At 71.6% G+C, this 21,178-nt stretch carries 20 protein-coding genes; 15 read left to right on the top strand and 5 right to left on the bottom strand.

Annotation, left to right across the window (positions count from 1 at the left end; all coding sequences use genetic code 11):
* Nucleotides 1–114 precede the first annotated feature (114 nt).
* The 8 genes from egtA to KBX26_RS17180 all read left to right on the top strand — a co-directional run bounded on the left by egtA (nucleotide 115) and on the right by KBX26_RS17180 (nucleotide 6,312).
* Nucleotides 115–1,350: an ergothioneine biosynthesis glutamate--cysteine ligase EgtA gene (egtA, locus tag KBX26_RS17215; RefSeq protein ID WP_210865862.1), complete on the top strand. Its 1,236-nt coding sequence runs from the start codon at nucleotides 115–117 to the stop codon at nucleotides 1,348–1,350.
* Between the two features lie 80 nt (nucleotides 1,351–1,430).
* A complete protein-coding gene (gene egtB, locus KBX26_RS17210) occupies nucleotides 1,431–2,777 on the top strand; it encodes an ergothioneine biosynthesis protein EgtB (protein WP_210865898.1) in 1,347 nt (448 codons plus the stop codon).
* Nucleotides 2,778–2,820: 43 nt separating this feature from the next.
* Complete coding sequence (gene egtC, locus KBX26_RS17205) at nucleotides 2,821–3,597, top strand: ergothioneine biosynthesis protein EgtC (RefSeq protein ID WP_210865861.1); 777 nt, start codon at nucleotides 2,821–2,823, stop codon at nucleotides 3,595–3,597.
* 20 nt (nucleotides 3,598–3,617) lie between these two features.
* The gene (gene egtD / locus KBX26_RS17200; RefSeq protein WP_210865860.1) at nucleotides 3,618–4,583 is read left to right on the top strand and encodes an L-histidine N(alpha)-methyltransferase; all 966 of its coding nucleotides are present in this window, start codon (nucleotides 3,618–3,620) and stop codon (nucleotides 4,581–4,583) included.
* Between the two features lie 217 nt (nucleotides 4,584–4,800).
* Nucleotides 4,801–5,388: a TMEM165/GDT1 family protein gene (locus tag KBX26_RS17195; RefSeq protein ID WP_030338044.1), complete on the top strand. Its 588-nt coding sequence runs from the start codon at nucleotides 4,801–4,803 to the stop codon at nucleotides 5,386–5,388.
* 39 nt (nucleotides 5,389–5,427) lie between these two features.
* On the top strand, nucleotides 5,428–5,790 hold the full coding sequence (locus tag KBX26_RS17190) for a DUF1622 domain-containing protein (RefSeq protein WP_051708909.1): 363 nt from the start codon (nucleotides 5,428–5,430) through the stop codon (nucleotides 5,788–5,790).
* Nucleotides 5,787–6,110 carry a hypothetical protein gene (locus tag KBX26_RS17185; RefSeq protein WP_156058029.1) on the top strand — a complete coding sequence of 108 codons (324 nt, stop codon included), beginning with the start codon at nucleotides 5,787–5,789 and terminating at the stop codon, nucleotides 6,108–6,110. Before KBX26_RS17190 ends, KBX26_RS17185 begins: the two co-directional genes overlap by 4 nt.
* Before the next feature lie 4 nt (nucleotides 6,111–6,114).
* Nucleotides 6,115–6,312, top strand: coding sequence for a hypothetical protein (locus tag KBX26_RS17180; RefSeq protein WP_030338041.1), 198 nt, complete (start codon nucleotides 6,115–6,117; stop codon nucleotides 6,310–6,312).
* A gap of 78 nt (nucleotides 6,313–6,390) precedes the next feature.
* Here KBX26_RS17180 and nhaA read toward each other — a convergent pair whose 3' ends face one another.
* Nucleotides 6,391–7,749: a Na+/H+ antiporter NhaA gene (gene nhaA / locus KBX26_RS17175; protein WP_030338040.1), complete on the bottom strand. Its 1,359-nt coding sequence runs from the start codon at nucleotides 7,747–7,749 to the stop codon at nucleotides 6,391–6,393.
* Between the two features lie 337 nt (nucleotides 7,750–8,086).
* On the opposite strand from nhaA, the gene KBX26_RS17170 reads away from it, so the two are divergent.
* Entirely contained in the window at nucleotides 8,087–9,550 is a 1,464-nt protein-coding gene (locus KBX26_RS17170; protein ID WP_030338039.1) for a polysaccharide biosynthesis tyrosine autokinase, read from the top strand.
* Here the strand turns inward: KBX26_RS17170 and KBX26_RS17165 are convergent.
* Nucleotides 9,531–10,085: a protein-tyrosine-phosphatase gene (locus KBX26_RS17165; RefSeq protein WP_030338038.1), complete on the bottom strand. Its 555-nt coding sequence runs from the start codon at nucleotides 10,083–10,085 to the stop codon at nucleotides 9,531–9,533. The two genes, KBX26_RS17170 and KBX26_RS17165, sit on opposite strands and share 20 nt — an antisense overlap.
* Before the next feature lie 168 nt (nucleotides 10,086–10,253).
* Between KBX26_RS17165 and KBX26_RS17160 the strand changes: the two genes are divergently transcribed.
* The 4 genes from KBX26_RS17160 (at nucleotide 10,254) to KBX26_RS17145 (ending at nucleotide 15,770) form a co-directional block, all read left to right on the top strand.
* The gene (locus tag KBX26_RS17160) at nucleotides 10,254–11,501 is read left to right on the top strand and encodes a glycosyltransferase family 4 protein (protein WP_051708908.1); all 1,248 of its coding nucleotides are present in this window, start codon (nucleotides 10,254–10,256) and stop codon (nucleotides 11,499–11,501) included.
* Between the two features lie 104 nt (nucleotides 11,502–11,605).
* Nucleotides 11,606–13,384, top strand: a complete 1,779-nt coding sequence (locus KBX26_RS17155; RefSeq protein ID WP_307857834.1) for a DUF4012 domain-containing protein — start codon at nucleotides 11,606–11,608, stop codon at nucleotides 13,382–13,384.
* 13 nt (nucleotides 13,385–13,397) lie between these two features.
* Nucleotides 13,398–14,027, top strand: a complete 630-nt coding sequence (locus KBX26_RS17150) for a hypothetical protein (RefSeq protein WP_030338035.1) — start codon at nucleotides 13,398–13,400, stop codon at nucleotides 14,025–14,027.
* Between the two features lie 1,185 nt (nucleotides 14,028–15,212).
* Complete coding sequence (locus tag KBX26_RS17145) at nucleotides 15,213–15,770, top strand: hypothetical protein (RefSeq protein ID WP_210865858.1); 558 nt, start codon at nucleotides 15,213–15,215, stop codon at nucleotides 15,768–15,770.
* 95 nt (nucleotides 15,771–15,865) lie between these two features.
* Here KBX26_RS17145 and KBX26_RS17140 read toward each other — a convergent pair whose 3' ends face one another.
* Both KBX26_RS17140 and KBX26_RS17135 read right to left on the bottom strand, forming a co-directional pair.
* A complete protein-coding gene (locus KBX26_RS17140) occupies nucleotides 15,866–17,305 on the bottom strand; it encodes an MFS transporter (RefSeq protein ID WP_030338033.1) in 1,440 nt (479 codons plus the stop codon).
* Between the two features lie 85 nt (nucleotides 17,306–17,390).
* Complete coding sequence (locus KBX26_RS17135) at nucleotides 17,391–17,627, bottom strand: hypothetical protein (RefSeq protein ID WP_030338032.1); 237 nt, start codon at nucleotides 17,625–17,627, stop codon at nucleotides 17,391–17,393.
* Nucleotides 17,628–17,774: 147 nt separating this feature from the next.
* Here KBX26_RS17135 and KBX26_RS17130 point away from each other — a divergent pair, with 147 nt between their 5' ends.
* Together KBX26_RS17130 and KBX26_RS17125 are read left to right on the top strand one after the other, a co-directional pair.
* Nucleotides 17,775–18,932 (top strand): geranylgeranyl reductase family protein, encoded by a 1,158-nt coding sequence (locus KBX26_RS17130; RefSeq protein WP_210865857.1) that lies wholly within the window; start codon nucleotides 17,775–17,777, stop codon nucleotides 18,930–18,932.
* Between the two features lies 1 nt (nucleotide 18,933).
* Nucleotides 18,934–19,194 carry a hypothetical protein gene (locus KBX26_RS17125; RefSeq protein ID WP_245233798.1) on the top strand — a complete coding sequence of 87 codons (261 nt, stop codon included), beginning with the start codon at nucleotides 18,934–18,936 and terminating at the stop codon, nucleotides 19,192–19,194.
* 57 nt (nucleotides 19,195–19,251) lie between these two features.
* Here KBX26_RS17125 and KBX26_RS17120 read toward each other — a convergent pair whose 3' ends face one another.
* The gene (locus KBX26_RS17120) at nucleotides 19,252–21,042 is read right to left on the bottom strand and encodes a bifunctional UDP-sugar hydrolase/5'-nucleotidase (RefSeq protein ID WP_210859531.1); all 1,791 of its coding nucleotides are present in this window, start codon (nucleotides 21,040–21,042) and stop codon (nucleotides 19,252–19,254) included.
* Nucleotides 21,043–21,178: the final 136 nt, after the last annotated feature.

Genomic DNA, 21,178 nt, shown 5'->3' with positions numbered 1-21,178 from the left:
AAATTCGTCTGTTAGACAGAGATTGGCGGCACGCACGCCCACCGACGGTGTCGGTGGGTGGGTTTACGGTGGCGCGAAGTGCCGAAACCGGCACACGGAGAGGGGGTCCGACCCGTGGTGACGTCACCCGACCTGGACCGCAGCATCATCCTGCGCGATTCCGCAGCCGCGGTCCGACACCTCGTCCGGATCTGTTTCAAGACCGGGCCGCCCACCCACACCGGCGTCGAACTGGAATGGACCGTGCACGACGCCGCCGATCCCGCCCGCCCCGTCGACGCGACGCGGCTGCGGACGGCGTTGGGGCGGCACACCCCCACCACGCTGGATGCCGGCAGCCCGGCCGAGCCGCTGCGAAACGGCGGCACCGTCACCCTGGAGCCGGGTGGCCAGTTGGAGATCTCCACCCCGCCCCGCCCCTCGGTCGCCGCGCTGATCAGCGCCACCGAGGCCGATATCGCCCAGGTCACCGACCTGCTGGCCGCCGCCGGGCTGATCCTGGGCCGCAGCGGCATCGATCCCCACCGACGGCCCCGCCCGGTGGTGGAAACCCCCCGCTACCGCGCGATGCGCGACACCTTCGACCGTCGTGGCCCGGCCGGCCGCACGATGATGTACAGCACCGCCGGCCTGCAGGTCTGCCTCGACGCCGGTGAGGCGGACCAGGTCGGTGACCGCTGGGCAGCGGCCCACGCGGTCGGGCCGCCACTGCTCGCGGCGTTCGCCTCCGCCGCCCGACACGCCGGGCGTCGCACCGGTTGGGCCTCCGCCCGGATGGCCGCCTGGCTGGCCATCGACCCGGCCCGGACCCGCCCGGTCTGGTCACCCGCCGGCGCCGCTGACGATCCGATCGACGCCTGGGTCAGCTATGTGCTCGCCGCACCGCTGCTGTGCCTGCGTCGGCGTGACGCCGACTGGGCCGCGCCGCCCGGCGTGACGTTCGCCGACTGGCTCGACGGCGCGTTGCCGCAGTCGCCCACCACCGATGACCTCGACTACCACGTCAGCACGCTCTTCCCGCCGGTGCGGCCGCGCGGCTACCTGGAGTTGCGCTACCTGGACGCCCAGCCCGACCGGGACTGGCGGCTGCCGTTGGCGGTGCTGACCGCCCTGTTCGACGACCCGGGCACCGTGCGCGAGGCGTCCGCGATCGCCATGCCGGTGGCGCACCGCTGGTCGGCGGCCGCCCGGCACGGTCTGGCCGACCCGGCGCTGGCCGCCGTCGCGGCGGCCCTGCTCGACCTGGCCCTGACCGCCCTACCCCGACTGGAGCTGCCGGCCAGCACCCACGACGAGATCCAACAAGGGGTACGCCGACGGCTGGCTGCCGCAGAGAGGAGAGACCAGTGAGCGCGAGGAGTGAGCCGGGGTTGCGAGCCTCGCAGTCGCGAACGGAGGGCGGCTCGGTGAGCGCGAGGAGTGAGCCGGGGTTGCGAGCCTCGCAGTCGCGAACGGAGGGCGGTGTTCACGGGGAGCGGTTGCGCGACCGCATCGCGGCGGAGTTGGCGCGGGCGCGTGCCCGTACCACCTTGTTGACCGAGGTGGTCGACGAGCGCGACCTGATGCACCAGCACTCACCGCTGATGTCACCGCTGGTCTGGGACCTGGCCCACGTGGGCAACCAGGAGGAGCTCTGGTTGGTCCGGGACGTCGGGGGCCGGGAGCCGGTCCGGTGTGACATCGACGAGTTGTACGACGCGTTCAAGCAGCCACGTCGGGACCGCCCCGCGTTGCCCCTGTTGCCGCCCGCGGAGGCGCGCGCCTATCTGGCCACCGTTCGGGACAAGGTGCACGACCTGCTCGACGCGGTGGCCTTCACCGAGCGGCCGCTGGTCGCCGACGGGTTCGCGTTCGGCATGATCGTGCAGCACGAGCAGCAGCACGACGAGACCATGCTCGCCACCCACCAGCTGCGTTCGGGGCCGGCGGTGCTGCACGCTCCGCCGCCGCCGGAGCCGTCGGCGCGGGTCGGCGGGGAGGTGCTGGTGCCGGCGGGTGAGTTCATCATGGGCACCGACACTGATCCGTGGGCGTTGGACAACGAGCGCCCGGCGCACCGGGTGGACCTCCCGGCGTACGCCATCGACGCCGCGCCGGTGACCAACGGCCAGTACGCGGCCTTCATCGCCGACGGCGGCTACACCGAGCGGCGTTGGTGGAGCCCGGCGGGTTGGGAGCATCGGGTTCGCGAGCAGCTCAGCGCGCCGATGCACTGGCGCCGCGACGGCGACGACTGGTCGTACCGGCGCTTCGGTCGGTGGGATCGGGTTCGCGCCGATGAGCCGGTGGTGCATGTGTGCTGGTACGAGGCGCAGGCGTACGCGGCGTGGGCCGGCAAGCGGTTGCCGACCGAGGCGGAGTGGGAGAAGGCCGCCCGGTGGGATCCGGCGACCGGGCGGTCCCGTCGTTACCCCTGGGGGGACGACGACCCGACCCAGGTGCACGCCAACCTCGACCAGCGTCATCTGTGGCCGGCGCCGGTGGGCGCGTACCCGGCGGGTGCGTCGCCGTTGGGTGTGCACCAACTCATCGGCGATGTGTGGGAGTGGACCTCGACGGCGTTCGACGGGCACCCGGGGTTCGCCGCGTTTCCGTACCGCGAGTACTCGGAGGTTTTCTTCGGCGACGACTACCGGGTGTTGCGCGGTGGCTCGTTCGGCACCGACCGCTCTGCCTGTCGGGGCACCTTCCGCAACTGGGACTATCCGATCCGCCGGCAGATCTTCAGCGGTTTCCGCTGCGCCCGGGACGTGCGACCGGACGAGTCGTACCGGTGAGTGGCCGCACGACCGGTGGCCCGGCGGCGGGCCGTGGGCGCTGATGTGCCGCCACCTGGCCTACCTGGGGCCGCCGGTGACCCTCGCCGAACTGTTGTTCGAGCCGCCGTACTCGTTGGTGCGGCAGTCCTGGGCGCCGCGCGACATGCGCGGTGGCGGCACGATCAATGCCGACGGGTTCGGTGTCGGCTGGTATCCGGGTGAGGGTGAGCCGGTGCGGTACCGGCGGGCGCAGCCGATCTGGAGCGACCCGACCATCGCGCAGTTGGCCGCGGTGACGCGCAGCGGCGCGGTGCTGGCGGCGGTGCGCTCGGCCACGGTGGGGATGGCGGTGCTCGACGGCGCGGCGGCGCCGTTCGCCGAGGGGCGCTGGCTGTTCAGCCACAACGGTGTGGTCCGCGGCTGGCCGGACAGCGTGGTGCCGCTCGCCACCGGTCTGCCGGTGCGTGACCTGCTCACCCTGGACGCGGCCACCGACTCGGCGCTGCTCTGGGCGTTGGTGCGGCATCGGTTGCGCGCCGGCGTCGACCCGGTCGAGGCGGTCGGGCGGACGGTGACCGACGTCGCCGCCGCCGCTGCCGGGTCGCGGCTCAACCTGCTGCTCACCGACGGGCACCGGGTGGTGGCCAGCGTGGCGGGGCACGCGTTGTCGGTCCGCGAGTCGCCGGGTTCGGTGCTGCTCGCCTCCGAGCCGCATGACGACGATCCCGGGTGGCGGCCGGTGCCGGAGGGGCACCTCGTCGTCGCCACCGCGGGCGAGGTGCGGGTACGTCCACTGCCGGCTGCGGTGCGCCGCGCCGGGCACACACGCAACGGTTGATCGAGCAGAGGAGCGAACCGATGACAGCCGAACCCCTGGAGATCTACCTGGAAGAGGGTGACCTGGAGCGGGGCCTGCGTGACGACGTTCGGGCCGGGCTGAGCGCCGGGAGGAAGTGGCTGCCGCCGAAGTGGTTCTACGACGCGCGGGGGAGCGAGCTGTTCGAGGAGATCACCCGACTTCCGGAGTACTACCCGACCCGGGCCGAGCGGGCGGTGCTGGCCGCGCACGCTGCCGACATCGCGGCGCTGACCGGGGCGAAGACGCTCATCGAGTTGGGTTCCGGTTCGTCGGAGAAGACCCGGCTGCTGTTGGACGCGTTCACCCGCCAGGGTGGGCTGGGCACGTTCGTTCCGCTGGACGTGTCGGTCAGTGCCCTGCGCGGGTCCACCGCCGAGATCGCCGCCGACTATCCCCGCCTGCGGGTCCGGGGCATCGTCGGGGACTTCACCCGGCAACTGGACCGGCTGCCCACCGGCGGTCGACGGTTGGTGGTGTTCCTCGGCGGCACCATCGGCAACCTGTTGCCCGCCGAGCGGGCCGAGTTCCTCACGGCGATGCGCGCGGCGCTGGAGGTCGGCGACTGGCTGTTGCTCGGTACGGACCTGGTGAAGGACCCGTCGGTGATCGTGCCGGCGTACGACGACGCCGCCGGGGTCACCGCCGAGTTCAACCGCAACGTGCTGCACGTGATCAACCGCGAGTTGGGCGCCGACTTCGACCCGGGCGCGTTCGAGCACGTCGCGGTCTGGGATTCCGACAATGAGTGGATCGAGATGCGGTTGCGGGCGACCCGGCCGATGAGCGTGCGGGTGCTGGGGCTGACCGTCGACTTCGCGGCGGGGGAGGAGCTGCGGACCGAGGTCTCGGCGAAGTTCCGCCGGGAGGGGATCGCTGCGGAGTTGGCCACCGCCGGCTTCGCCACGGCGGAGTTCTGGACCGACCCGGACGCGCTCTTCGGCGTCACGCTGGCGCGGGCGCGGTGAGCCTGTTCACCCGACCCGGTCGGGCCGGAGGGTGATCCGCTAGGCTGACCACGCGAAGGGGAGTAGCCCCCAATGTCGTGGTCGACATACTGGTGCGTTCCGCATCCGGCCACGCGGCCCCGGTTCTCCCGGGGCGGGCGAGACCTTCGACTCAGGCTGTTGCAGCCGGGTCGAGGGCGCCCCTGTACCTCCTCCCGGCGTGAACGGGAAGGACGTCATGGAGGGATTCTTCGCCGCGCTGGTCGTCAGCTTCGGCGTCATCTTCGTCGCCGAGCTGGGGGACAAGTCCCAGCTGATGGCGCTGACCTTCGCCACGCGGTTCAAACCGATCCCGGTGCTGATCGGCATCACGGTGGCGACAGCTGTGGTGCACCTGGCGTCGGTCGCCATCGGCGCGGGTCTCGGGGCGGTGCTGCCCACCGAGTGGATCTCCCTGGTGGCCGGCGTGGCGTTCCTCGGGTTCGGTGCGTGGACGCTACGCGGGGACAAGCTCACCGAGGAGGAGAAGCGCAAGGCCGAGAAGACCAACAAGACCGCGCTGGTGGCGGTGTCGGTGGCGTTCTTCCTCGCCGAGCTGGGCGACAAGACGATGCTGGCCACGATCACGCTCGCCACCAAGTACGGCTGGTTCGGTGTCTGGCTCGGCTCGACGATCGGCATGGTGGCCGCGGACGCGCTGGCCATCCTGGTCGGCCGGATGCTCGGTCGGCGGCTGCCGGAGAAGACCATCAAGTACGGCGCCGCGATCCTCTTCGCCATCTCCGGTCTCTGGCTGATCCTGGAGGCGGTGAACGAGCTGACCTGAGCGCCGACTAGCTGCCCCGTGGGCGGGTAACGGCCCGGGGTGGACCCGGCCGAGTTGTTGCGCCAGGGCGACCAGGTGCTGGTTGCGGTGGTGGAGGTGGCCGGCGCGCTGGTGATCTTCGTTGGCGCGGTGTGGGCGGCGGTGCGGTTCGTGGTCGAGGGGCTGCGACACCGCACCGCCGCCCGCTTCACGCCGATCCGACTCTCGCTGGGTCGGTTTCTGACCCTCGGCCTGGAGTTCCAGCTGGCGGCCGACGTGCTGCGCACGGCGGTGTCCCCGTCGTTCGCGCAGATCGGCCAACTGGCCGCGATCGCGACGATCCGAACGGCGTTGAACTACTTCCTGGGCCGGGAGATCCGCCAGGAGCAGCGTCAGGTGGCTGAGGGCGAGCAGCGGCGGTGACGGGCGTCCTGGTCACAGCGGTCACCGCGCTGGCGCTGGTCGCTGGCGTGGTCACCGCGCTCAGCGCCCGCGCGCTGCGCAGCGGCGTGCGCGTCCTGCTGGACCTGCTCACCGCGGCCGGCCTGCTGCGGCTCGCCGGTGATCCGGGTTGGAACGGGCTGGCCGGCGCGGTGGCGATCATCGCCCTGCGTCAGCTGCTCGGGGCGGCGCTGAGCAGGCCAGCACCGTGGTCCGGCCGACAATCCCCGGCCCGCTGCGCCGACGACGATCACCACCTACCGTTGGCGTCGACAGGTGAAATCGGTAAATCGGGAGGATGACCAGATGGGTCGGCACGACGAACCGAACGAGTACGGCTTCGCCGGCGGTGCCACCGCTCCGGAGCCGCAGCCCGGCGGGAAGCCCGACGAGCAGGACCGCGCCGAGGCGGTGGCGGTGCCGGGCGACGACCTCACCGGGCCGACCGCCGAAGCGTTGGCCGAGGAGACCGAGGACCTGCCCCCCGCCGACCGTCGCCACTGAGCGCCGGCCCCGGGCCGCCGGCGCGGCGACGAGCCCATGCTCGTCAGGCCGCGCCGTGCGCACCCCGGGGCGGGCGGTTCAGTGGGCGTCGGGGTGCTGGTAGACGTCGGGTACGCCATCCCCGTCGGCGTCCATCCGCTCGCGTTGCGCCACCCTCCGGTACGTCGCGTTGCGGCGGCTGAGCACCGTGGCGGCCAGCCCGGCGGAGATCACCGAGCCGAGCAGTACGGCGACCTTGACCCGGTCGTCGGCGGTGCTGCCCGCCCCGAAGGCCAGGTCGCCGATGAGCAGCGAGACGGTGAACCCGACGCCGGCCAGCAGGGCGATCCCGAGCAGGTCGGTCCAGGTGATGTCCTCGTCGAGTTCGGCGCGGGTGAACCGGGCCAGCAGGTACGTCGACCCGAAGATGCCGATGCTCTTGCCGAACACCAGCCCGGCGACGATGGCGATCACGATCGGGTCGCGCAACAGGGCACCCAGGTCGGTGCCGCGCACTGTGACACCGGCGGCGAACAGGGCGAAGATCGGCACCGCGAGGCCGGCCGACACCGGCCGCCAGCGATGCTCCAGGCGCGCGGCGAGGCCACCCTGGTCCGCTCCCGCGTCGGCGGTGGCCGGCTGGCCGCCGCCGCGCGGTCGACGGGCGAGCACCGGGACGGTGAAGCCGAGCAGGACGCCGGCCACCGTGGCGTGCACGCCCGAGGCGTGCATCAGGGTCCAGGCGGCGACCGCGAGGGGGATCAGTGCCCACCACCAGGTACGCCCCCGCTGCACCAGCACCGCGAAGAGCGCGATCGGCGCCAACGCGGCGAGCAGCGCGAGAGGTTGGAAGTCGGCGGTGTAGAAGATCGCGATGATGGTGATCGCGAACAGGTCGTCGACCACCGCGAGGGTGAGCAGGAATGCGCGCAGGCCCTGCGGCAGATGTGAGCTGACCACGGCGAGCACGGCGAGCGCGAAAGCGATGTCGGTGGCGGTCGGAATGGCCCATCCGCGCAGGCCGTCGCCGCCCGCGCTCAGCACCACCGCCACGTAGATCAGCGCCGGCAGCAGCATTCCGCCGAGTGCGGCCGCCACCGGCAGCGCGGCCCGGCGCGGGTCGCGCAGTTCCCCGGCGACGAACTCCCGTTTGAGTTCCAGGCCCACCACGAAGAAGAAGATGGCCAGCAGGCCGTCCGCCGCCCAGGTGGCCACGTCCAGGTCGAGGTGCCAGGGGGCGCCCGGCCAGGGCACGGCATGGCTGAGCCGGGTGTACGAGTCGGACCACGGGGAGTTGGCCCAGATCAGCGCGAGCACGGCGCCGGCCAGCAGCAGCGCGCCACCGACGGTTTCGGTGCGGAGCACGTCGGCCAGATGCCGGGCCTCCGGCCAGGACGACCGGGAGAACAGCCGGGTCTTCGGCGGGCGCGGCCCCGATGGCGGGGTGTGGGAGGTCATCTGTGGGCTCACCTAGGGGAGTCGGGACGGCAAAAATCCACTCGCCGACCAGGCTTCCCGGCACACCGTTGTCAACCCTATCCGGCGCCTCGGGCGGGGCGACGGCCGGGCCGATCGGCTGCCGTCCGATCGGCCGGCGACTTTTTCCCGGTTGTCGCCGCTGCCGAATGGGTGTTTGTCGGGTTGGTCAAGCGGGCGCGCATCACGTCACCGGAAAATGCATAACTCCGGACATAAGCCGTATGAGCCGCTTTAATGGTTTCACGAGTTTAGAGACGACCTTGGGGGTTTTCGTGAAGTTCTTTGGCGTAACCGGACCGACACGGAGGCGCTCCTGATGGACCTGCTCCGCCAATTGCGCCACGTGCGTCGGCACTGGTGGGTCGCACTGGTCACGGTCATGGTGGCCCTCGGCGTCTCGGCGTTCGTGACCGTACGGGCCCAACCCCGGTACGTCGCCTCGGTGACCTTCTTCGTCACCACCCCCAACTCGGGCGTCACCGACGCCTACCAGGGCGGGCTCTTCCTGCAACAGCGCGTCAAGTCGTACGCCGACCTGCTCAGCAGCGACCGGCTGGCGCAGAGCGTGGTGGCCGAAACTCCGGTCGGCCTCACCGCCGACGAGGTGCAGCGCCGGGTGAGCACCTCCACCGAGACCGGCACCGTCCTGCTGCGGGCATCGGTCACCGACACCGACCAGACCCGCGCGTTGCGGGTGACGGAGAGCCTCGCCAGCAAGTTCGTCGAACTCGTCCAGAAGGTCGAGACGACGCCGGAGGGCAAGGCACCCATCAAGATCGAGGTGGTGAGTGGCCCGCGGGTCAGCGCCAACCCCGTCTCGCCGCAACCGGTGCGCAACCTCACCCTCGGTGGTCTGATCGGCCTGATCCTCGGCATCGGCCTGGCGATCCTGCGCGGCGTCGCCGACGTCCGACTGCGCGACGCCGCCGGACTGCAACGCGCCACCGGCAGCCCGCTGCTCGGTGAGATCCCGTTCGAGGCCAACGCCCGCAGCGCCCCGCTCATCGTGGGCGACGCCGCGACCTCGGCGCGGGCCGAGGCGGTCCGCAAGCTGCGCACCAACCTGCGTTTCGTGGACGTCCACGAGCCGGCCCGGGTCATCGCGGTGACCAGCGCCCTGCAGGGCGAGGGCAAGACCACGCTCTCCTGCAACCTGGCCATCGCGCTGGCCGAGGCGGGCTGGCGGGTGCTGCTGGTCGACGCGGATCTGCGCCGACCGAAGGTCGACGACTACCTGGGCCTCGACGCCGGCGTCGGCCTCACCGACGTGCTGGTGGGCGACGTGAAGGTGGGCGACGTCGTGCAGCGCTGGGGAGACAAGTCGCTGTTGGTGCTGCCCAGCGGGTCCGCCCCGCCGAATCCGAGCGAGCTGCTCGGCTCGAAGGCCATGTCGGACCTGCTGCTGGCGCTGCGCGAGTCGGCGGACATCGTGATCATCGACACCGCGCCGCTGCTCGCCGTGACCGACGGCGTGGTGGTGGCCGTGCAGGCCGATGGCGCGCTGTTGGTGACCCAGCAGGGCCGTACCTCACGCACCCAGGTCGCCGCGGCGGCCCGGTCACTGCACTCGGTTTCGGTCCGGCTGCTCGGCTGTGTGCTGAACATGGCCAAGGTGGCCAAGGCTGAGGCTTACCAGTACGAGGCCTACCGGGTGGTCGCCTCGGCGACCGGAGCCTCGGTGCCGGCCGACCGGGCCGCGTCCGGCCGGCACAGCGAGACCATCACCGGGGTCAACGGCGTCGCCGACCACACCCAGGAACTCACCCGGCTGCCCCGATGAGCGCGGCGAGGGGTCGCAGCGACCGTTCGATCTCCTCGGCGCAGAGTCGGAAGTCGGCGGCGGTGCCGCCGATCGGGTCCCGAAGGTCGTCCGCGTCCGGGGCGGCCGGTTGCAGCCGGCCCCGGGCCTGGGCGGCGGCGGCGATCGCCGCCCGCAGCGGGTCGTCGGCCGACCCGGCGGGCGGCTCGGCCGCGGCGGCCAGCCGTCCGAACTGGCGCAGCGTGAACGTCCGGTGCAGCGCTCCCGGCGCCAACGCGGTGCAGACCGAGCGTTGGCGCCGGGTCGCGGTCAGCACGAGCGTCGCGTCGACCAGGTACTCGGGGCGCAGCACCCGGGTCCGGAACGCCGCCGGGTCCGCGCCGCTCTCGGTCGCGACCTCCATGGCGTACGGGTGCATGGCCAACCCGTCGATCGCGTCGGTGCCGGCGCTGGCCACCTCGACGGGTCGGTCGGTCAGCAGCCGACGGGCCAGGTACTCGGCCATTGGCGACCGGCACAGGTTGGCGTGGCAGACGAACAACACGCGATCAGGCATCGGTGCCCCTCTCATCGGTGCGGACGCGGGCGCGCACACCGCGAGGGCGGTGCGTCGACGCCGGTGGCCGCGCAAGGAGGGGTTGTCGGCATCGTACGCGGGCCGCACGCCCACCGGCTGTGCTGCCGCGCCGGCCGACGTCGATCCGCCGCGGACGGGGGTGAACCGGTGAAGATCGGCATCCTGTCGTACCACTTTCCGCCCGAGCCGGCGTTCATCCCTGGGAGCCTCGCCGAGGAGTTGGCCGCGCGGGGGCACGAGGTACGGGTCCTGACCGGCTTTCCGGACTACCCCGGCGGGCACGTCTATCCGGGCTGGCGGCAGCGGTGGTACCACGAGACGCACAGCCAACGGCTCAGTGTCCGACGGGTGCCCCGCTACCCCGGGGGCGCCGCGTCGGTCGGGGGCCGGATGGCCAGCTACCTCTCCTTCGCCGGCAGCGCGGGCCTGGTCGCCCGCCGGTTCCTCGGCGATATCGACGCGCTCTACGTCTTCCAGCTGCCGGCGACGACGTTCGCCGCCGCCGGGGTGCTCCGGTTGCTGGGCCGGGTGCCGGCGGTGCTGCACGTGCAGGACGTTTGGGCTCGCGACGGCGTCGACGAGCGGGGCGAGGGGCGCTGGGCGGCGCGGCTGGGCGCCACGATGACCCGGGTCTACCGGACCGCGGCGCGCATCGCGGTCGCCGCGCCGTCGATGCGGGACCTGGTGGTCGCCGCCGGCGCCGACCCGGACCGGGTCCGGATGGTGCTGAACTGGACCGACGAGCGGATCTTCCATCCGGCGACGCCCGGCGCGGCGGCCCGCCAACTGGTCCGCCGCGACGGTCGGTGCGTGGTGATGCACGCCGGGACCATCGGGGCGCGGCAGGGGTTGGAAACCGCGGTCCGGGCGGCCGCGGCGCTGGACCGGACGATGGATCTGGTCCTGGTCGGTTCGGGTGCGCAGGAGCGGCGGGTGCGGGGGCTCGCCGCCGAGCTGGGCGCGGAGAACGTGCGCTTCCTGGAGCGGCGCTCGCCGGTCGACATGCCCGAGCTGTACGCCGCCGCCGACTACCAACTGGTCATGTTGCGTGACCTTCCGGAGCTGCGCGGCACCGTGCCCGGCAAGCTCCAGGCCGCGCTCTCCTGTGCCGCGCCGGTGATCGCGTCGGCCGGCGGGGACACCGCCGAGCTGGTCGAGCGGGCGCGGGCCGGGTTGTCCTGCCCGCCGGAGGACTGGGCGGCGCTGGCCGACCGGTTCTGGTTGGCCGCCACCATTCCGCCGCCGACCCGTACCGAGATGGGTCGTCGAGGGCGGGCCGCGTACCTGCGGGAGATGGCGCTGCCCGCCGGCGTGGACCAGATCGAACGGCTGTTGCACGAGGCGGCCGGCCGGGTCGCGCCCAGCCAGCCGGTAAGTACGAAGAAGACTCATTAAAAGGGCAACAACCGTGATAAGGGTACGAAATTCCCTAAGGCGTGCTAAGAACGTCAGGGAATCGACCTTCTGTCCGGTTCCGTGAACAGGAGTGTGGTGTGACGGTGAGCGATCGACCGACCCGGCGACGGAGCCGGTCCCGGCGTCGTCGGCGTGCCCGACTGCGCCGGGCCCTTCTCGGCGTCCTGGTAGTCGGCTCGCTGCTGCTGGCGACCGGCGGATGGATCGGCTTCCGCGGTTGGCAGGCGCGCGCCCACCTGCTCAACGCCGCCGGACTGGCCCGGGAGTTGAGCGCCCAGGTGGTCGGTGGGGACAGTGCCCGGGCGCTGCGGACCCTTGCCGCGCTCCAGGAGCAGGCCGGTGCGGCCCGCGCCGCGACCACCGACCCGAGCTGGCAACTCGGCCGCCGTACGCCGATCGCCGGCGACGACCTCGACGCCGTCCGCCGGATCGCCATCGCCATCGACGACCTGGCCCGGCAGGCGTTCCCGACCCTGCTCCGCACGGACCTGACCAGCCTGGTGCCGACCAGCGGCCGGCTGGACCTGGCCCGGCTCACCACCGTCTCCGGCGAGCTGACCCGGGTGAACGAGTCGGTGCAGCGCACCCGCCGGGATCTGGCCGCGGTGCCCGCCGACCGGCTGGTCAGCCAGATTCGGCAGGCGCTGACCGACCTGCGTGACGAGATCGGCCGGCTGGCCAGCCTCACCACGGCCGCCGACCAGGGAGCCCGTCTGTTGCCGCCGCTGCTCGGCGCGAACGGCCCTCGTCGCTACCTGCTCGTCTCGCAGAACCTCGCCGAACTCCGCGCGACCGGCGGCATGTTCGGCGCGTACGCGATGATCGAGGCCGAGAACGGCGCAGTGAAGATGGGCAAGCAGGGCAGCAGCGCCTCGCTCGGTCGGTTCGTCCCGGCGTTGAAGGTGCCCACCGAAACCCGCGCCCTCTGGACCGACCTGCCCGGCATCTACCCCGCCGACGTCAACCTGTCTCCGCACTTCCCGACCGCCGCCACGCTGTACCGCGAGATGTTCCGCCGCAAGACCGGCACCACAGTCGACGGCGTGCTCGCCGTCGACCCGGTGGTGCTGTCCTATCTGCTCAAGGCGACCGGCCCGGTGCTCGTGCCCGGTGGTGTGCCGCTCGCCAGCGAGAAGGTCGTGCAGACGCTGCTCAACGACAGCTACCAGCGGCTGGACCTGAAACAGCAGGACGAGTTCTTCGCGGCGTCGGCGGCAGCGGTCTTCGACGCCTTCTTCAAGAAGAATGTCAACCCGAAGGTGTTGTTGTCCGCATTTGACCGTGCTATCACGGAACGCCGGATATTGTTCTGGAGTGCCCGACCTGAGGAGCAGCGGACATTCGGCGACAGCCGGATGGCCGGAACGCTCCCGGAGCAGGACACCGTGCCAACTGTCGGCGTGTTCCTCAACGACGGCAGCGGCGCGAAGCTCGGCTACTACCTGCGGCCGACGGCGAACCTGACGGTCGGCGAATGCCGGCCCGACGGCCGCCGCGAGCTCCGGCTGCGGGTGACCCTCCGCTCGACGGCGCCGAAGTCCGGACTCACCGAGTCGGTCCTCGGCCTCGGCCTGGCAGGCGATCCGTACACCGCACGCACGTTGGTGTCGATCTTCAGCCCGGCCGGTGGAGCGGTGCTCGAGGCCCGGCTCGACGGGGTCGAGACGGCACTTGGCAGCGGCACCGAACGCCGCCGCCAGGTGGCGACGGCCAGCGTGGACGTCGGCCCCGGTGCCGAACGGGCGCTGGAGGTCACCGTGCTTACCGCCAAGACCGGCGTCGGGCAGGCCGAGCTGTGGCTGACCCCCACCGCCAGCCCCTGGACCACCCAAGTTCATTCCGCACCAAGCTGTGACCAGTAGGAGGGAACCAATCATGCGGCTATCCCGCATCATCATGGCGCTCACGGTCGGCCTGGCCGTGGTGGCCGTGCCGACGGCAGCGGGGGCGGCACAGCCGCAGCCGACGCCCAGCGCGACCACTGACCCGCCCCAGCCGCCGCCGTACCCGCCGGCAGCCGCTTCGCTGACCGTCAACCGGCCGACGATCTTCCTCGGCGAGACGGTGTTGTTGACCGGCACCGGCTTCGGCCCGAACGAGACGGTCGACATCTCCGTGACGGTGACCCCGCTGGCCGCACCGGCCGGCGGTCAGGCTCCGGCTCGCCGGAGCGACGGCAGCACCGTGGCCATGACCCCGGTGGCGTACCAGGCGAGCGCGCCCCTGAACTTCACGGCGTTCACCAACGCCCAGGGTCGCTTCACCAAGAGCTACAAGCCGTCGGTGACAGGTCTGCTGACCTTCACCGCCACCGGTCGGGAGTCCGGCCGGACCGCCAGCACCGAGCTGCGGGTGTTGCACAAGAAGCAGCCGCTGCCCGTCACGGGTGACAGCCTCGGCACACCCATGAAGCTCGGCGGCGGCCTGGTCGGCGCCGGAGCGGTCATGCTCCTGCTGACCCTGGCCTGGCGTCGCCGCCAGCGCTTCGGTGGTGCGGCGCACTGATCAACCCCACCGGGCTGCGCCCGGATCGCACGGAAGCTGGCGCCCGTCGGAACACTCCGACGGGCGCCAGCCCGTCCAGAAAGACCCGCCACCTGGTACGGCTCCCGACCTCCGCGTTGTCCGGCGGACTCCCGACCTCGGCCTGGTCTGGTGCGGGTCGTGACCTCGGCCGGGTCTAGTGCGGGTCGTGATCTCGGCCGGGTCTGGTGCGGGTCGTGATCTCGGCCTGGTCTGGTGCGGGTCGTGATCTCGGCCTGGTCTGGTGCGGGTCGTGAACTCTGCGCCGCCAGGTACGGCTACGGCTCCCGGCGAGACGGGAGGCGGTCCGCCGGGGAGGCGCTGATGATGGCGTTCTGCCCCAAGGGTCGGCGTGTCCGCTTTGCACCAGGCCGACCGTGCCGCCCGGCTCGCCGGCGGGTCGTTCCCGATGGTCACCGCCGCCGACGTTGATGCCGTCGTCCGATGCATGATCGGCTCGGGTTTCATGAAGTCGGGGTGTCCCGGCGTCCCGGATGCCCCGGTTTCCGGGAACCCGAGTGGATCACGGGCGTGCGGGCCGCTTCGGCGCCGTCGGTCCGCGTTCGTGTGGGCGGTGTGTCGGGTTGTGAGGTGTTGTGGGTGGTGGCCGGGCGCACGCGCAGGCGGGAATCGTGGCCGGGCCGGGGTCGTTACACACCCTGACGATCGCAGCAGCACCTCCCGCCGCCCGGTCTTCGCGGGCGCGGGATCTGAGGTCCGGCAGGGTGGAATGCCCGCCGCCACCCGGTCGTTATGGTCCCCACGATCGACCGCAGGCACCGCCGTGATGGGGGTGCCGACAGGTTGGGCCACCGGAATGACCCCGGCCCCCCGGTCGTTATGGTCCCCACGATCGACCGCAGGCACCGCTGTGATGGGGGTGCCGACAGGTTGGGCCACCGGGGAATGACCCCGGCCGCCCGGTCGTTGTGATCCCCACGATCGACCGCAGGCATCGCCTCCCCGTGGGTGCCGACAGGTTGGGCCACCCCCGGAATGACCCCGGCCCCGGTCGTTACACCTGGACCCCGGCGCCACGAGCCCCCCGCTCGCAGGCCGCCGACCCCTCAGACTTTTCCCGGTTTGTTTGTGCAGCGCCGGACGAGGTGCTCACACCCGTGCGTCCCCCGACGTATGGGTGTTCCTACCCCCGAAGGAGCTACCCCCATGAACACGATCTTCCGTAAGAGCATGCTGTCCGTTGCTGGTCTCGCGTTCGCCGGTGGTGTCTTCGCCGGCCCGATCGCCGCCCACGCCAACCCGGCCGTGGACGCCAAGCCCGCCGCGGTGGCGGTGCAGGCGCCGAAGCCGCAGGGCGACCAGTCGCACATCACCCTCAACGACGAGCAGACGGCCAACGTCAAGGCGATCATCGCCGCGACGAAGAAGGCCGGCCTGCCCGAGCGCGCCGCGGTGATCTCGATCGCGACGAGCCTGCAGGAGTCCAAGCTGGAAAACCTGGGCCACCTCGGCGACAAGAACGACCATGACTCGCTGGGCCTGTTCCAGCAGCGCCCGTCCAGTGGTTGGGGTACCCCGGAGCAGATCACCGACCCCGAGTACTCCACGACCGCGTTCCTCAAGGGCCTCAAGCAGGTCGACGGGTGGCAGGACATGCCACTGACCGTGGCCGCGCAGACCGTGCAGGTCTCGGCGTACCCGGACGCCTACGCCCAGTGGGAGCAGCAGGCCACCGACCTCGTCGCCCAGCACTGGAACAGCTGACCCGCACCACCGCGCCACCGCACGGTAGGACCGTGAGAACACCGACCGCTGGCCGGCACCCGCAACCCGGGGTGCCGGCCAGCGGCGTACCCCGGTCAGTTCTTGTGGTTGTGGTTGCGCCAGATGTCGATCAGCGCGGCGATCAGCGCGAGCACGATGATGCCGGTAGCCAGCATGAGGGACTGTTCGAAGGCGGTGGTCCAGTCGCCGCGGCTGTCGGCCAACGACGAGAAGAACAGTGAGCCGACGGCGGCGATGCCGGCCGCCGCGCCGATCCGCTGACCGGTCTGGAGCATGCCCGCGCCGCTGCCCGCCTGATCTACCGGCACTTCGGAGAGGGTGATCGTCTGGTTGGGGGCGATCACGAGTCCGCTGCCGATGCCGGCGACGAGCAGCGGGCCGGCGGTGACCCACGGTGCCGGGGCGTGCGGTGCGAGGTGCAGCGCGATGACCGTCGCGGCCAGCCCGACCACCACGGTGAGCAGGCCGATGGCGACCAGTGGTCGGCCGAAGCGGTTGACGATGCGGCCACCGAGTACGGCGGCGGCGGCCGAACCCAGGGCGAAGGGGGTGATGGCCAGGCCGGCGACGAGGGCGCTGTAGCCGAGACCCATCTGCAGGAACAGGGTGAAGATGAAGAAGATCGCGGTGAACCCGCCGAAGTAGACGAGCGCCAGGATCGAGCCCAGGGTGTACGACTGGAGGTTGAACAGTCGAAGGTCGAACAGGGGTTGGTTGCGGCGCGCGTACCGTCGTTCCCAGAGCCCGAAGGCGACCAGCACCGCCAGGCCGGCCGGGATGAGCGCCCACTTCCAGGGGGTGCGCCACTGCTGTTCCTGCACCAGTGGCAGCAGGACCAGCACCACGCCGATGCCGAGCAGCAGGACGCCGACGGGGTCGAGTCGACGCCAGCCGGGTTGACCGGTGGGCCGACCGGGCAGCAACCGCCAGCCGAGGATCACCGCGAGAACACCGACGGGCACGTTGACGAAGAAGACCCAGCGCCAGCCGTGCTCCTCGCCGCCGACGGCGATGAGCAACCCGCCGAGTAGCGGCCCGACGGCGGTGGAGATGCCGATGGTGGCGCCGAGCAGCCCGAACGGGCGGGCGCGTTCGGGCCCCCGGAACAGCTGCTGGATCAGCCCGATGACCTGCGGGTTGACGACGCCGGCCGCGGCGCCCTGCAGCAGTCGGGTGATGACCAGCCAGGTGGGGGAGGTGGCGAGGCCGGCGAGCGCGCTGGTGATGGTGAACAGCGCGATGCCGAAGACGAACGCGTTGCGCCGCCCGCGGGCGTCGCCGAAGCGGCCGGCGGGCACCAGCGCCAGGCCGAAGGTGAGCGCGTACCCGGAGAGAACCCACTGCAGGTCGCTCGGTGAGGCGTGCAACGCCCGGTCGATGGACGGCACCGCGACGTTGACGATGCTCACGTCGAGCAGGGTCATGAACGCGGCGACGAGTCCGACGCCGACGGCCTGCCAGCGTCGTCGGTTCTCGGCCGGGGTGACCGGCTGCGGCGGCTGCGCCGCGTTCATCGTGCCCCCCGTCGGCCCTTGGTCACGCATGGTTGACCGCTACCCGGGTCGGCGGGGGGCGAACCGTGCCGGCTGGTTCCGTGGGTCACGCCATCTGGCGGGCGCAGAACCGGGGGCCGAAGTCGAGGCCGGCCATCGGTGAGTCCTCGCGGTGCAGCAGGCCCTTCTCGGTGAGCAGGTGCAGGGGGCTGCTCACCTGTTCCTCGGTGAGTCCGGATTCCTCGGCGATCAGGTCCGGGTAGGGCACCTGCCCGCGTGCCTCAAGGGTGGTGACCGCCTGGTACACCCGTTGCTCGGCCTCCGACAGTGGCACCTGCTGCATGGTTCCTCCTTCGCTCGGCCGCCACTGCGGTGGCGGTTGCCGTGCGCCGGTTACCCCCTCGGTGACCGAAGATGCGCACCCGATCGGGCGGTCGCGACGGCGGGCGGGTCGGCCGGTCGCGCGTCGGTGGTGCCCTAGGCTGCTTCCGTGATCGTTTGGGACCTCGTCGTTGTCGGCGCTGGCCCCGCCGGGCTGTCCGCGGCGCACGCCGCCGCCCGTGCGGGCGTTTCCACACTTGTTGTCGAGCGGGCCGCGCACCCGCGGTACAAGACCTGCGGTGGTGGTCTGATCGGCACCTCGCTGGCGGCCGTCGAGGGTCGGATCGAGGTGCCCGCGCACGACCGGGTGGACCGGGTGACGTTCACCCGCGACGGCGGACGGGAGTTCACTCGCCGCAACGACAGTCCGGTGGTGACGATGGTGCGCCGCGAGGAGTTCGACGACCGGCTGCGGGCCGCGGCGGTCGCCGCCGGGGCCGAGATGCGGGAGCGGGTCGCGGTCCGCGCTATCGAGCAGGACCCTGATGGGGTACGCCTGCGGCTGGCCGACGGTACGACGATCGCGGCTCGTGCCGTGATCGGGGCGGACGGCTCGTCGGGGGTGACCGGCCGGCATGTCGGGGTTCGGTACCAGCAGGTGGATCTGGGTCTGGAGGTGGAGCTTCCAGTGCCGCCCGTCGAGCAGGAGCGGTGGCGGGGTCGGCTGCTGCTGGACTGGGGTGCCATGCCGGGCTCGTACGCCTGGGTCTTTCCCAAGGGTGACCGGCTGACCGTCGGTGTGATCGCCGGTCGCGGCGCGGGGGAGGGGACCCGTGACTACCTGCGGCGGTTCGTCGACCGGTTGGGTCTGACCGGGTTGCCGGCGGAGCACGACTCCGGTCACCTGACCCGGTGCCGTGCGGAGGATTCACCGTTGCGCAACGGCCGGGTGCTGGTCGTGGGGGACGCGGCGGGGCTGTTGGAGCCGTGGAGCCGGGAGGGCATCAGCTTCGCGTTGCGGTCCGGTGCGTTGGCCGGGGCGGCGGTCGCGGGCGGTGATCTGGCGGGGTACGAGCGGGCGGTGGCCGAGCGTCTGCTGCCGGAGATGCGGGCGGGGTTCCGGCTGCTCGACGTGTTCACCCGCCGCCCGGATGTGTTCCACGCCCTGTTGGCGACCCCGCCGGGCTGGCGGATGTTCGTGCAGTTCTGCCAGGGTCGGGCGAGCTTCGACGAGATGCTGCGCCGCCGCCCCATCCGGGCAGCCCTCGCGGTGCTGGATCGGTTACCCGCCCCCCGCCGGGCACCCGCTATTCACCCAGGATCCTAGGATGCCCTATGCGACGTGCGCCCCGCCACTGGTGTCCAACGGGCTGGGCGTCGGACAATCGCAGGGGAGTCAGGAGGTGCCGATGACCGAGCAGCCGTTCACCGACGACGAGTACGCGTTCCTGCGCCACGTACGGTTCGGGCAGTTGCCGCTCGCCGCCCGCCCCGATCAGCGGGTCGAGCTGACCGAAACCGAGTCACGAAGCGATCGGCCCGACGTGTGGGACGACCCGGTCCACTGGGACCTGCGCCACGCCGGCTGACAACGCACAACGGGCCGCGGGTGTCGCCACCCACGGCCCGTCGATGCTGCGCTGAGGTCAGAAGACCGGCACGCCCTCGCGTACCAGCCGCCAGTTGGGCTGGAAGAAGTCGGCCGGGTCGATCGTCCCCTTGGCCTGCGCCCAGTCGATGAGCAGCTGGCGGATCTCCTGCTGCGCGTTGTAGACCTGGGTCTTCACGATGCCGGGGAAGTTGCCGCCGCCGCTGCGCCGGTAGTTGTTCACCGCCACCACGAACTGGGCGTTGTCGGCCACCGGCGTGTCGGTGCCGGCCAGCACCAGGCGGGTGATGCGCTGCCCGACCGGCTTGGAGATGTCGATGTCGTAGTCGACGCCGGAGAAGACGTCGTAGTTGTAGTCCGGCACGGCCGGGTCACTGATCTGCTCCGGGTCGACCGGCGCGCCCGGCGCCAGGGTGCGGAAGTACTTCGCCGAGTACTCCAGGTACGCGCGCACCTCGGCCCCGCTGAGCACCACCGCCTCGAGGGTGTTGTCGTACACGTACAGGCCGGCCACGTCGCGAATCTTGACGTCGCCGGCGGGGAAGACGGCCGTGCGGCTGAACGGCGCCGCGATCGACAGCACCGGCAGGTCCGCGTACGCGGTGCCGGCCAGCGCCGCGCCGACCACCTCGGTCTGCACGTGGTTGATGAAGTCCAGGATGGGCGTGTCCTTGTACCGCGACTCGGCCGCCGACAGCTCCACCGTCGACTGCGCGACCACCTGGTTGACGTACGCGATGGTCTTCTGGTGTTGGGCCCGCACGGCCGCGAGCACCTTCGGGTCCTCGACCACCGTGTTGGTGTTCAGCATGGTGGCGGCCTTCTTGGTGATCGTCCACCGACCACGCTCGCGGGCCAGGGTGAAGTCCATGCGGGTGAGCCGCTGGCCCCACTTCGACGGCTCGGAGAGCAGCACCTGCGCGCCGGTCCGCTCGTTGGTGACGAACCGCTCGACCACCTCGTTGTGCGCGTGGCCGAAGAGGATCGCGTCGATTCCCGGCACCTGCTGGGCGATCAGCGCCACCGGGTTCTCGTTCGGCAGCTCCGGGCCGTAGCTGGAGGTGCCGCTGTCACCGCCGTGCGCGGAGATCAGCACCAGGTCCGCGCCGCGGGCCCGCATGATCGGCACCCACTTCGCGGCGGTCGCGATCATGTCGTCGAAGCGCAGCTTGCCCTCGACGTTGCCCTTGTCCCAGATGGCCACGCCGGGGTTGGTCAGCCCCAGGATGCCGACGCGCAGGGTCGGCGCGGCGAAACCGAGGGAGACCTTCTTGATGACGTACGGCAGGAAGGCCGGCTTGCCGGTCTTCGCGTTGACGGCGTTCGCGGCGAGCGCGGGGAAGCCGAGCTGGCGGATCCACAGGTCCAGCAGCGGCAGACCGTAGTTGAACTCGTGGTTGCCCAGGGTCACCGCGTCGTAGTCGATGACGTTCATCGCCCGGGCCATCGGGTGCTTCTCCCCGGTGGCGGTGATCGGCTCCTGCTTGGCGTAGTACGTCGCGAGGGGCGTGCCCTGAATCGTGTCGCCGGCGTCGAGCACGAGCGTCGCCTTGCCGCGCCGCTCCCGACGGATCTGGTTGATCAGGGTCGCCAGCTTCGCAACACCGATGTCGTTCTGCTTGCTGTCGTCGTACTCGGCATCGCGGTAGTAATCCCAGTTGTAGACGTTGCCGTGCGTGTCCGACGTGCCCAGGAGGGTGAGGTCCCAGGTGCGCGGCCGGGCCGGGCCGGCCGCCTGCGCGGGCGCGGCGGCGATCAGCGGGGTGGTCGCCGCCGCCGCTGCGGCGACGAGCACCTGGCGGCGCGACGGGCCGGATCCAGAGGTCATGACGTGCCTTTCCATGGGGGTGGACGCGCCTCGTGAGCGCCTTGCGCACCATAACCAGCAGCTGACACTCCCGCCACGCCAGCCCCGGCAGCTGCAACGGTTTCCGCAGGCCGACCCGGGGTAGGGCGCTCGGGGA

Origin of the sequence: Micromonospora sp. C97 (assembly GCF_018070385.1) — a bacterium.
Lineage (GTDB): Bacteria > Actinomycetota > Actinomycetes > Mycobacteriales > Micromonosporaceae > Micromonospora > Micromonospora parva.
This window is presented reverse-complemented; position numbering and strand designations above follow the sequence as displayed.